Below are 11,884 nucleotides of genomic sequence, written 5' to 3'. Positions count from 1 at the left end.
GAGGCGATGGACACCAGGATGAGGATATTAATCGCGTACGACGGTTCGGCGTGCGCTGACGCGGCTCTCAACGATTTGCAGCGAGCGGGGCTGCCGCGCGAAGCCGAGGCGATAGTCATCTCGGTGGCCGAAGCGTGGCTTCCTCCTCCTCCGCCGTCAAGCTACGAGATCGTTGAGAGGGTCTTCGCGGAGCACTCCACAGCAGATGCGGAGAAGGTGAGCGAAAGAGAGTCGGGCGCTCTGGCAGACGCCCTGGCGCTGGCCACCGAAGCGGCCAAACGGATCCAGTCTAGCTTTCCAGATTGGAACCTGCGAGCTGAAGCTCAATTCGGCTCGCCTTCGTCCCAGTTGCTCGCTACGGCCGATGAGTGGAAACCCGACCTGATTGTGGTCGGGTCGCACGGCCGCTCGGCAATTGGGCGCTTGATTCTCGGGAGCGTCTCGCACAAAGTGGTCACCGAAGCGCGGTGCTCAGTGAGAATCGCGCGCGGTCAAACCAAGAAGCGCGACTCACCGGCTAGAATCGTCGTCGGCGTGGATGGCTCGCCGGGCGCGGCAGAGGCAGCGCGAGCGGCGGCGATGCGCGCGTGGCCTGCGGGAAGCGAGGTGCGCATTGTTGCCGCCTTCGACACGATTACCCCGACGATGGCAGGCAGCTTAATTCCGCCCATTGTTCAGTGGTCTGATGAGCAAAATCTGGCGGCGGTTGAGATCGTGAGAAGGATGGTCGAATCCTTGGAGGAACAATTCCGTTCGGCAAAGCTAAGCGTCTCCCCTATCGTCAAGCCGGGCGATCCGAAGCGGGTTCTTGTGCATGAGGCTGAAAGCTGGGAGGCGGACTGCATATTTGTCGGGGCGAGCGGCCTCAGCCGCATTGATCGCTTTCTGCTCGGCAGCGTGTCGGCGGCCGTGGCCGGTCGAGCGCACTGTTCGGTTGAAGTTGTGCGAGCAGCGAAGTGACCCGATCCGGTACCACTTCACTCCCTTGAGCACTCTGCTAGCGGTCGACGAGAGCGACCCTCCACATATATCACCCGGTTGATACCCGGCTTTCGAACTAATACGGCCACTTCCAACCACGAACCTCCGGCATGTCGTCGCCGTGTTTGCGAATATACTGCTTGTGATCGAGCCGCTTGTCGCGCATCAGTTGTTTCACGTGCGCGCCAATTCGCTCGAGCTTTGGAACGCGGTCAATGACATCCATAACCAGGTGAAAGCGATCCAAATCGTTTAAGACAACCATATCGAAGGGTGTAGTAGTCGTTCCCTCCTCCTTGTATCCCCGCACGTGGAGGTTCTTGTGGTTTGTCCGCCGGTAAGTCAGCCGGTGGATCAACCACGGGTAGCCGTGAAAGGCGAAGATTATCGGCTTATCGGTAGTGAAAAGAGAATCGAAGTCCTTGTCAGGCAATCCGTGCGGATGTTCGCTTTGAGGTTGAAGCGTCATCAGGTCAACGATGTTGACGACGCGAATCTTCAGTTCGGGAAAGTGCTGGCGGAGAATATCAACGGCAGCAAGCGTCTCCAATGCCGGCACGTCTCCGGCGCAAGCCATCACAACGTCAGCTTCGGCCCCCTCGTCGTTGCTCGCCCATTCCCAGATGCCGATTCCAGCGGTCGTGTGCTTGACGGCTGCATCCATGTTGAGGAATTGCAGCGCGGGTTGTTTCCCAGCGACGATGACGTTGACGTAGTTACGGCTTCGCAAACAGTGATCGGTGACCGACAGCAGGGTGTTGGCGTCGGGCGGAAGATAGACCCGCACGACCTCAGCCTTCTTGTTGACGACGTGATCAATAAACCCTGGGTCCTGGTGACTGAAGCCGTTGTGATCCTGTCGCCAGACGTGCGATGTAAGCAAATAGTTCAGCGAAGCAATCGGGCGGCGCCACGGTATGTGGCAGGTAGTCTTCAGCCACTTGGCGTGCTGGTTGAACATCGAATCAACGATGTGAATGAAGGCTTCGTAGCAAGAGAAGAAACCGTGTCGCCCGGTCAGGAGATAGCCTTCGAGCCAGCCCTGACACAGGTGCTCGCTCAAAATCTCCATTACACGGCCATCAGGCGAAAGGTGATCGTCGGTCGGTAAAATGTTTCCTGTAAATACTCTGTCAGTCGCTTCAAAGAGAGCGTTAAGACGGTTGGAATTAGTCTCGTCCGGTCCCATTACGCGGAAATTCCGCGAATCTTCGTTGAGCTTCATCACATCGCGCAAAAATTGTCCCATCGACCGCGTCGCTTCCGCTTCGACGGTGCCCGGCCTCGGTACGTCGACCGCATAATTGCGGAAGTCCGGCATCTTCAAATCCTCGAGCAACAATCCTCCGTTCGCGTGCGGATTGGCTCCCATGCGCCGCTCGCCTTTCGGAGCCAGCTCAGCCAACTCCGCAATCAGCTTCCCGCTCTCGTCGAATAGCTCTTCGGGCTTGTAGCTGCGCATCCATTCTTCGAGCATCTTCAAATGCTCGGGCTTACTTGCCAGTTCCGCTAAAGGAACCTGATGCGAGCGAAACGAATTCTCAGTGGGGAGCCCATCTACAAACTTCGGTCCTGTCCAGCCTTTCGGTGAACGCAAGATAATCATCGGAAACTGCGGACGATGTGAGAAGCCATGCTCGCGAGCGTCTTTTTGAAATGCCTGAATCTCGGCGATCACCTTATCGAGCGTCATCGCCATCAGTTGATGCATCGTCTCGGGATCGTCCCCCTCCACGAAGTAGGGTTTGTATCCGTAGCCGATAAAGAGGCTCGCCAGTTCGTCGTGACTGATCCGCGCCAGCACTGCCGGGTTGGCGATTTTGTAGCCGTTCAGATGCAGGATCGGGAGCACCGCGCCGTCGTGCGCGGGATTCAGAAATTTATTGGAGTGCCAGCTCGCCGCCAGAGCCCCGGTCTCTGCCTCGCCGTCGCCGATGACACAGGCAGCCAAGAGATCAGGATTATCGAAGACCGCGCCATAAGCGTGCGCGAGCGAATAACCGAGTTCACCGCCTTCATTGATCGATCCCGGAGTCTCTGGCGCGGCGTGACTCGGGATGCCGCCCGGAAAGGAGAATTGAGCAAATAGCTTTTGCAGCCCCTCTGCATCTTGCGAGACGTTTGGATAGAACTCGCTGTAAGTTCCTTCCAAATAGGTGTTGGCGACCATGCCTGGACCCCCGTGACCGGGGCCGCAGATGTAGATCATGTTGAGATCATTCTTCTTGATCAGGCGGTTGAGGTGCACGTAGATGAAGTTCAGTCCCGGCGTCGTCCCCCAGTGACCGAGCAGCCTGGGCTTAACATGCTCCAACTTTAGCGGCTCGCGCAGCAACGGGTTGTTGTGAAGGTAGATCTGCCCCACCGAGAGATAATTCGCCGCGCGCCAGTAGCTGTCCAGCTTGCGTGCTTCTTCCGGGGTTAGCGGTTGCGGCTCTTTCATTTCAACGGCAGCCATGTTCGTAATAACCTTTCTTCGTTTCAAAGGACCGAAGACACGCTACCCGTTACCAGATCGCATCGCAAACCGCCTGCCGGGTGTCCGTCAGAGTCTTGAGCGTACCCACCTCGTGAAGTTGGGGGGGATGCGGAGCGACATGGTTTAATCCGATCCAGAGATAGTCATCCGCGCCGCTTCCAACGAGAGAATAGTTTTGTGGCTTCTACGAGAGCGATCGGAGCGACGACTGCGCCGGCAGCCATAAGCCAGTCCAAACTAGTAAGCCGTGTGGTGTTGAGCACGCGTGAAAGCGGCGTCAGGTAAACCGCCGTCAGTTGCAGCGCTATCACGATCGCAGCAGCGATCCAGATGAAGGGATTGCGGAAGAGTCCCTCAAAGGCGGTGCGCGTGCGCGAACGGCAATTGAACATGTGTCCGAGCTGCACACCGACGATTGCCACGAGTGTCACCGTCCGCGCATGAGCGCCCTCGCCGTAGACACCGAGCGCCCAGGCGTAGATCAAGAGCACGATTGCGGCCAGAAGCATGGCCTGCCAACCGATTAGCACCAGTAGATCTCGGGATAGCAGTGAAGATTTGGGCGATCGTGGAGGACGCAGCATAACGCCCGGCGCTGCCGGTTCCAGCGCGAGCGCGATCGCCGGGAACACATCCGTGACAAGGTTCATCCAGAGTATCTGAAGCGGCAGAAGCGGAAGCGGCCAACCCGCCGCTATGCTCAGAAAGATCACCAATACTTCGGCCAGATTGTGCGAGAACATCATATGAACGAACTTCATGATGTTCGCGTAGATAACCCGTCCGCCTTCGACCGCCTTCAGGATGGTAGCGAAATTGTCGTCGGTCAGCACAATGTCGGCGGCTTCCTTGGCGGCTTCTGTTCCGCGCTCGCCCATCGCCACTCCGATACTTGCGCGCTTGAGAGCGGGCGCGTCGTTGACCCCGTCTCCTGTGACAGCCACCACCTCGCCACACTGCACCAGGGCTTCGACGATGCGAAGCTTATCTTCGGGAGAGACGCGAGCAAACACATTCGCCGTGCGAGCAAGTTCCGCGAGCCGGTCATGGCTTAAGCCCTCGAGGTCACGTGCGTGCAACGCCTCTGCTTCCTGATCGCCGTTCAATCGCAGCTCGCGAGCGATGGCGCGAGCCGTGTTCATCTGATCGCCGGTTAGCATCACAACTCGGATGCCTGCCGCGCGCGCATGCTCGATTGCTTCTGGCACCTCGGGCCGCGGCGGGTCTATCATCCCCACGAAACCCAGGAACGTGTAACCGGCCTGTATCTCAGCATTCGATTCCAGATTAGAGATTGTCCCTAGAGCCACTTGTTCACCGGCTCCAGCCAGTCTTTTCTCCGCAAGGCCCAGCACGCGCAAAGCGCGGTCAGCCATTTCCTCGTTAGCCAAAAGGAATCGGGCGCGAGCTTCGTCGTCGAGCGGGCGTGTGCTCGAGCTGGCATCCAAATAGTTCGCACAGGCATCCAGGACGACCGAGGGAGCGCCCTTCAGCGCTGCAAGATAAGTTCCCGTCTTGCCTCGATGAACCGTGATCATTCGTTTGGTGGAAGCGTCAAACGGGACTTCGATGATCTTCGGATACTCGGATCGGAGGCGAGAAACGTCGATGCTCATTTCCTCGGCTGCCAGGAGCAAGGCTGTTTCAGTGGGATCACCGAGGGCTCGCAAGCCCTCGGCTGATGGCGCCGTCAATGCTGCTTCATTGCAAAGCACGCTCGCGCGAACAGCCCGGCCAGGCAATTCGTCTTTTTCAAGAGAGGACCGCGGATCAACCGGCGATACAGATCTCCCGTCGGCCAGTTGATACTCGCGCACGGTCATTCGGTTTTGTGTGAGCGTGCCTGTTTTGTCAGTGCATATGATCGAAGTGCTGCCGAGAGTCTCAACCGCCGGAAGCCTTCTGACTATTGCGTTCTGCCGCGCCATCCTCAACACACCGAGCGCAAGAATCAGTGTGGTCACTGTGGGCAAGCCTTCGGGCACCGCCGCGACCGCGAGGCTGATGGCTACCTGGGCCATCAACCACAAACCATCTCCGCGAAGCCATCCGGTCACCATAACCACGGCCGCGATCACGAGCACAGCGTAGACAAGACGGTGACCGAGGTGCGCAAGCCGCGCTTCGAGCGGCGTCGACTCGTCGGGGGCGTCGGCGACGAGCTTGCCGATGCGTCCAAGCTCAGTGTTCGCGCCAGTCGCGGTGACTACGGCTACTCCATGGCCGGCTGCGATGGTCGTGCCGAGGTACACCATCGAATGGCGTTCGGCCAGCAACGCATTCGCCTCGGCTGGCTCCGAGGATTTTTCGACGGTAGTGCTTTCGCCCGTCAGCGCGGACTCTTCGGCATGCAGGCTCCCAGCTCTGATCAAGCGCGAGTCTGCTGGAACGCGATCACCGGCGTTGAGGATGACGACGTCGCCTGGGACGAGGTCTGCCGCATCCACGTTCGTCTGCTGCCCGTTACGCCGCACGCGCGCCGTCGTGCGGGCCTGACGACGAAGCGCGTCGAGAGCGCGTCCGGCTTGCCACTCGGTCGCAAAACCGATCAGCGCGTTTATTACAAGCACAACGATGATGGCGACCGCTTCAATCACGTCGCCAGTGGCCCACGCGATTGAGGCTGCGACCGCGAGCAGCGCGACGATCAAACTTGCGAACTGTTCCAGCAGAATGCGCCAAGGCGAGCGCGGGCGGATGGTTTGAATTGCATTTGCGCCGAAACGCTTGCGGCGCTCATCAGCTTCGGAGGTATTGAGGCCGTGAGATGGATCGACACCGAGCAAGCGCGCGACCGTTGCCGCGTTTAGCGCGTGCGGCACTCGTTCAGATCCTGGCTCTAGAAACTGAGGCTTGATGAGTAGATTACTCAAACGCAGGTTACGACTGCTCGTCAGCCTGCCTCAACACGCTCTTTCCGGTAGTGCGCATCTGGCACTTGAGGTGCACGAATCGACCCGGTGCGTGGCAATGCGAATCATCGGCTTGGCTCCACCTTATCAACTTGTGGCCTAGCAATCTGCTCAACCAGCTTCGAGTTTTGGCAGGTGGAGCAGGATGAACCTCAACTTGATCAGGCGAGGCCCGGTGTCCCGTCATTCGATCTATCAGGATGCGGTAGAAGATAGGTGTGAGCGATTTCGGACAAGCGCGATGCGCAACCGCTATACAGGCAGGTTCCCACCACATAGCGCGCTTTTGTAGCCACTCGTGAGCGCGCGCGCGCGCCGCTTCGTTCTCCAGCGTATCCGGCAACTCCTCGTATCTGCCAAAGACGAGAACGCTCATCCACTGATTCTGGCTTTTGATATCATCAATCTCCACACAGACAAGCGGATTGGCGCGCATACAATCGATCTTATAGCCCATAGTGGAAAAGCCGAAAAGGCAGTTGCCATCGTAGATTGGATAGACGGGAACAGCATAAGGCTGACCGTCCATCTCGCAGGCCAATCTTGCGACGCTGGCCTGCGCGAGGGCGTCGCGGCATTCCTGAAGCGTCATCTCGTTGATCAGCATCGCAACCTCTAGCTCTTGAGTGCGAGCGTTTCCACGGTTCGACGAAGTGATGTTGTTTCGAGATCAAACATGCAGGTTCCTTTTCGCGCATGATCAACCCGAGGCGGGATCGGGATTTACCCGGCACAACACGCCGCGCCAGCCGCGCTCCCAAATAGAAAAGACCAGAGTCTCAGGCTGCTTCCTCTGGGAGCGCGGTGTCTTACGCCCGGGATGTCGCGAGCACCGGAACATCAGAATAACGGATCGACGAACAGGTGCTCCTCGACGGCCCGCACTCCAGGCGCGTGGCTGACAGTTCCCAAAACCGCTCGCTTCTCAGCCCATGAGCGAACCGGCCCCGAAACTTTCACCCCGCCGTCATGAACTTCCACTTTTACGCGCCGAGCCTCGCGCGCAGCCCTTCGCTCGAGCGCTTTTTCGATCGCTTCCCGCAAGTCCTCCGCCTGAAGCTTCGCGGGCGTGACCTCGATCTTGTTCGTGACGCCGCGCACACCTGTGAGCCTCCGAATCGCGCGCTCCGCGTCGTTGCGTTCGCGCAATAAAGCGACGTCGCCCTCTAGCGTCACCCAGCCATTCGACACGGTGGACTTGATTCGGTACTCCGGCACCCATACATCCCACTCAAGCGCACTCCTCAACGCCTGTGCGATCTCGGTGTCGCTGCGAGACAATCTGCCGGGAATGCGCACCTGAATATCATTGGCCACATCGAGCACGCCGAACACGCGGTGCGCAGCATCTTGCGCGGCGAGTTTTTTGGCGTAGGTGCTGAGGGCGCCCGTAAGAGCGACGACTCCGTGTTCCACAGCTACTCCGATCTCATTCTCTTCAACTCGAGTGTCCCACTTAAGCTCGCGGAGCACGTCTTGTTGGATCTGTGAATCACTCTTCGTTTGCATCTTTGCTGACATAACAAAACCTCCTAACCCGGTCGAGATGCCTGGGACCCCGACTTTGTTCTTTGGAACACACGGTTGCGACGCGGTGTCGGCATCACGCGCTGCTACCTTGGGTCTGATAGCGTGCGCTCTGAGGGAATTCGATCTCTACGCAGGCGAACCTCGCTAGAGTCCCGGTTATTTTCTGCCCGCATGAGTCTTGCGTTTGCCCCCTCCCTTGATTCCGCCGGCTTTCTGGCCGCCCAGTCCGCCGCCGCTCTTGCCGCCTTTTCCACTCCTCTCGGTAGCCGAGCCCGCCCCCACGGCGATGTGCTTCATCACATTGGGAGCGGTACTCGCACCTGCGAGGCTGTGTGTTAACAGATTGGGAACAACGCGGGACTTCTTCTTTTCCACTGCTGCCAGCATACTAGTAGTCGTCCCGGCAGCGCTTGTTTCTTCTTTCTTCCTCATAACCGCACCTCCTTCGAAGATCGCCTTCTAAGCTTTATGAGCGTCCCGCTCCAGGCAGAGCAGTCCGCTCGTTCAGAACACCATCCTCTCAGTTTTTAGCGAAGCGCCTCCAAAGTGAGGATTGCACCCAAAACGGCGCCGAGGATGACATACTTGCCATTCGAGCGGCGGCCATATTGATAGCGGCTGTTGTAGCCATCTTCGTAGCCGCGACGGAAGCCCTCGCGGAAGTAATAGTTGTAGTCGTCGCGCTCTACGTAGTAGCCGGTATATCCGTAGTTGGCGTCGCGATAGGCGTAAGAGTCCTCATAGTTGGAGCCCCAGTGATCCTGCCGGTCTGCCTGTCCGGCACGGAAGCCCTCCTCATAGCCGTAGTTCACGGCCTGCCGTAGCAAATTTGCGCCGTACTGATTCGTCTCGTAGTAGCTGCCGCCACGAGAGTATCGATAGCTCGGAGGCGTGTAGAAGTACGGATCGCGGCCATAGTTGTAGTTACGTGCGTTTCGCAGACTTAATTGCTGCTGACGCAGGCGCTGCAAATACTGTTGCTGAAAACGGTACTGCGCCATACGCTTCTGTTGCTGAAGCTGCGCCGACTGCTGTTGTGCGAGACGCTGCTGCTGATCCAGGTGTTCACGGTATTGCACCAGCCGTTGTTGCTGCTGGCTGATACGCTCTTGCTGCTGCTGCTGTGAAAGGCGCTGCTGCTTCTGAGCCTTTTGCTGTTGCGTGACCTGGGGTTGTTGTTGCTGCCCCTGGGCCTTTTGCTGCTGCTTGACCTGCTGTTGTTGCTGTTGCTGCTGCTTCTGGGCCTTTTGCTGCTGCTTGACCTGCTGTTGCTGCTGCTGCTCTTGCTGATTCTGAGCCTTTCGCTGCTTCTTCTGCTTTTGCTTGTTTTGGTCTTCCTGCTGTTTTTGTTCTGGCGGCGGTTGTTGCTGCGCGCGAGTCGGCAGGCTCACTCCCACCAACAAAAGCGAGCTGACTACAAGCGCCACAACCATCCGGTTCAGGATAATAACTTTCATAGCAACTCCTTTCTTGGCCATTACCTGGTTGTTATGGCCCTTTCCTCCGAGCGGGCGGACATCCCGTTCGGCGAAAGTTACTGAGCATTCATAGAGCGTCTGGTGAACCGACTTCTCAGGCAGCTCCCTCAGTGCAACTATAGAAGCGGGCGGCCAGCAAAGCTATGACGGTCATCACCGAAGGAAGTCACAGCCATCACGCCCTCACCGGCCCTGCGCTTTCATTTGGCAACCTCATTCTGGTCTCCTGACAGCTCATGGGGATCGGATAACTCGACCGGGCATTCTGAAGTCGTCCCAAGCGACGTTTCGCCACTAGCGGTCGCCAGGTGGGTGATCAACTCTTGTTGGTCAGCAATGCGGACAGACAGATACTGGACGAATCCTCGGGCAAAGAGTGAGTCGCTGCGTAGCCGGTCAAGAACAGGGAACCACTCGCAACTCGGTCTCTTTCATTTCGGGTCTTGTGCCACAGCGAATCGCGCCCGTTGTCATTCGGCTTTCGGAACCTGGTGACCCTCGGTGCTTCCTGCGAATCGGTACTCAATCACGTCGGGCAACGTGAATGGCGAGATCACTCCCGAGATGATCACGCTGAATTGCTTCGCTGGCTCGTCGCGTTCCACCGGAATGCAATGGAACGACACAATAAGCTTGTCGAACCTGCCGGTTTCACCCCGGCCGTACACCCACGTGCAAGGCTCGCCCCGCGACATCTTGCCTTCGTCGTGCATGAACAGATAAGAGCCCTTCAGGATCACTCCAAGCAGCTTGACTGGCTCCGCGAACTCCACAGACGCCTTTTGGATCTCCGGCTTGATCTGCTCAAGCATCGGCGGCACTGGTCTGTCGGTCCGCGGCTTCTGAGCAGGTGTCTGTGACGCTAGAGCAAACGCCGCAAGCACCAGCACGCTCAGTATCGAGAATATGAACATAAAGCGTTTCATGACCGTATCCTCCTTCCACTTTCAACCACGTAAACCTCTGTGGCCAGCTTACGACTTCACGGCTCAATCTGCGATGACCGCTGTCACGCGGCGTCGTGACGGCCGTCACAACGCAGCAGCGTAGTAAGAATCGCGTCCGGCACGTGCTGAAAACTCTATTCTCTAGCACGCCGATCCGGGCGACTCGTGGCGTCGCCTCTGCGGAAATTCTCGCATCAGTTTGCGTGAAAGCACGCAAAGCTCAGGAGCGCGCGGGGCGGCCGCTGCGACGAACCTAAAGAAGGAGTGCGCTCAACAGTAGTCGCCCGATTGGGTATGCGGCTTGCCCCTGCTAATAACTCGTCATCGCCTTGGTTGAACACCACCGTCGGCGAAATCGCGGAACTGGAGGTAGAGAAATGCAGAAGATGCGAGCCAACGTTTTTAGAGGCGCAAACAATTTTCACATCGAAGAAGTCGAGAAACCGCACGCGGGAGTCGGCGAGGCGCTCATTCGAGTCACGCTGACGACGATCTGCGGGACCGACCTACACATCGTGCGTGGGGAGTATCCGGTCAAGCCGGGCCTCGTCATTGGACACGAACCCGTGGGGGTGATCGAAGAGCTTGGACCAGGCGTGACGGGCTACGAGATCGGCGACCGCGTGCTGGTCGGTGCAATCACTCCGTGCGGCCAGTGCCGTGCTTGCCTTTCCGGTCAGCTCTCGCAATGCGGCCACGGCGGCGGCTACGAAGCCATAGGCGGCTGGCGCTTCGGTAACACGATCAACGGCGCGCAAGCCGAGTACTTGCTCGTGCCCAACGCACAAGCAAACCTGGCGAAGATTCCCGATGAGCTGTCTGACGAGCAGGTGGTGCTTCTAGCCGACATAGCTTCAACAGGATTCAGCGGAGCCGAATCGGGCGGCGTGCGAATCGGCGATTCAGTAGTCGTCTTCGCGCAAGGACCCATCGGCTTGTGCGCGACCGCCGGCGCGAAGTTGATGGGCGCTGCTCTCATTATTGGGGTCGAGGCCGACGAAAACCGGCGTGCGATGTCGCGAAGAATGGGGGCCGATGTGACGCTGGACTATCGCGAGGTAGATGTCGTTGCCGAAGTGAAGAAGCTCACGGGAGGTGGCGCCGACGTCACGATTGAAGCGCTGGGCACGCAGCAGACTTTCGAGAGCGCGCTCCGCAGCCTTCGACCCGGCGGCACGTTGTCGAGTTTGGGTGTCTACTCCGGCAAGCTGCAGATGCCCTATGAAGCTTTCGCCGCCGGGCTGGGTGATCATCGGATTGTGACTACTCTATGCCCCGGAGGCAAAGAGAGAATGCGAAGGTTGATGGAGGTCGTCAAGGCCGGGCGAGTCGATCTCACTCCGCTGCTCACGCACACCGTGCCACTCGAAAAGATAGAGGAAGGATACAGGATCTTCGGCGAGCGACTCGATGGGGTCCTTAAAGTAGCGGTCAAGCCGTAATCGCCGGATGACAACTCCATCAGGACGTTCAGAGTTCAGCCTTTAGGCTGCGCCTGTTCAGAAAGGTAGTGCGTTCAGAGTTCAGCCTTTAGGCTGCGCCTGTTCGGAAAGGTAG

At 58.3% G+C, this 11,884-nt stretch carries 9 protein-coding genes; 2 read left to right on the top strand and 7 right to left on the bottom strand.

Going from position 1 to position 11,884, the window contains the following annotated elements:
- The first annotated feature begins 6 nt into the window (after positions 1-6).
- Positions 7-960: a universal stress protein gene (locus tag AABO57_22315; GenBank protein ID MEK6288462.1), complete on the top strand. Its 954-nt coding sequence runs from the start codon at positions 7-9 to the stop codon at positions 958-960.
- Positions 961-1,057: 97 nt separating this feature from the next.
- On the opposite strand, the gene AABO57_22310 is transcribed toward AABO57_22315, so the two are convergent.
- The 7 genes from AABO57_22310 to AABO57_22280 form a co-directional block, all read right to left on the bottom strand.
- Positions 1,058-3,439 carry a phosphoketolase family protein gene (locus AABO57_22310; GenBank protein MEK6288461.1) on the bottom strand — a complete coding sequence of 794 codons (2,382 nt, stop codon included), beginning with the start codon at positions 3,437-3,439 and terminating at the stop codon, positions 1,058-1,060.
- Between the two features lie 164 nt (positions 3,440-3,603).
- On the bottom strand, positions 3,604-6,282 hold the full coding sequence (locus AABO57_22305) for an HAD-IC family P-type ATPase (protein ID MEK6288460.1): 2,679 nt from the start codon (positions 6,280-6,282) through the stop codon (positions 3,604-3,606).
- Positions 6,283-6,340: 58 nt separating this feature from the next.
- Entirely contained in the window at positions 6,341-6,979 is a 639-nt protein-coding gene (locus AABO57_22300; GenBank protein MEK6288459.1) for a pyridoxamine 5'-phosphate oxidase family protein, read from the bottom strand.
- Between the two features lie 233 nt (positions 6,980-7,212).
- Complete coding sequence (locus AABO57_22295) at positions 7,213-7,893, bottom strand: BON domain-containing protein (GenBank protein ID MEK6288458.1); 681 nt, start codon at positions 7,891-7,893, stop codon at positions 7,213-7,215.
- A 165-nt stretch (positions 7,894-8,058) separates the two neighbouring features.
- A complete protein-coding gene (locus tag AABO57_22290; GenBank protein ID MEK6288457.1) occupies positions 8,059-8,334 on the bottom strand; it encodes a hypothetical protein in 276 nt (91 codons plus the stop codon).
- A gap of 95 nt (positions 8,335-8,429) precedes the next feature.
- The gene (locus AABO57_22285) at positions 8,430-9,359 is read right to left on the bottom strand and encodes a hypothetical protein (protein ID MEK6288456.1); all 930 of its coding nucleotides are present in this window, start codon (positions 9,357-9,359) and stop codon (positions 8,430-8,432) included.
- Positions 9,360-9,850: 491 nt separating this feature from the next.
- On the bottom strand, positions 9,851-10,306 hold the full coding sequence (locus AABO57_22280) for a hypothetical protein (GenBank protein ID MEK6288455.1): 456 nt from the start codon (positions 10,304-10,306) through the stop codon (positions 9,851-9,853).
- Positions 10,307-10,713: 407 nt separating this feature from the next.
- Here AABO57_22280 and AABO57_22275 point away from each other — a divergent pair, with 407 nt between their 5' ends.
- Complete coding sequence (locus tag AABO57_22275; protein MEK6288454.1) at positions 10,714-11,769, top strand: alcohol dehydrogenase catalytic domain-containing protein; 1,056 nt, start codon at positions 10,714-10,716, stop codon at positions 11,767-11,769.
- The last annotated feature ends 115 nt before the right edge of the window (positions 11,770-11,884 follow it).

Source organism: Acidobacteriota bacterium (assembly GCA_038040445.1).
GTDB lineage: Bacteria > Acidobacteriota > Blastocatellia > UBA7656 > UBA7656 > Onstottus_A > Onstottus_A frigus.
This window is presented reverse-complemented; position numbering and strand designations above follow the sequence as displayed.

Coding starts and splice junctions, on each gene's coding strand:
- AABO57_22315 (MEK6288462.1), top strand. CDS start 7: ATGGACACCAGGATGAGGATATTAATCGCGTACGACGGTTCGGCGTGC.
- AABO57_22310 (MEK6288461.1), bottom strand. CDS start 3,439: ATGGCTGCCGTTGAAATGAAAGAGCCGCAACCGCTAACCCCGGAAGAA.
- AABO57_22300 (MEK6288459.1), bottom strand. CDS start 6,979: ATGCTGATCAACGAGATGACGCTTCAGGAATGCCGCGACGCCCTCGCG.
- AABO57_22295 (MEK6288458.1), bottom strand. CDS start 7,893: ATGTCAGCAAAGATGCAAACGAAGAGTGATTCACAGATCCAACAAGAC.
- AABO57_22290 (MEK6288457.1), bottom strand. CDS start 8,334: ATGAGGAAGAAAGAAGAAACAAGCGCTGCCGGGACGACTACTAGTATG.
- AABO57_22285 (MEK6288456.1), bottom strand. CDS start 9,359: ATGAAAGTTATTATCCTGAACCGGATGGTTGTGGCGCTTGTAGTCAGC.
- AABO57_22280 (MEK6288455.1), bottom strand. CDS start 10,306: ATGAAACGCTTTATGTTCATATTCTCGATACTGAGCGTGCTGGTGCTT.
- AABO57_22275 (MEK6288454.1), top strand. CDS start 10,714: ATGCGAGCCAACGTTTTTAGAGGCGCAAACAATTTTCACATCGAAGAA.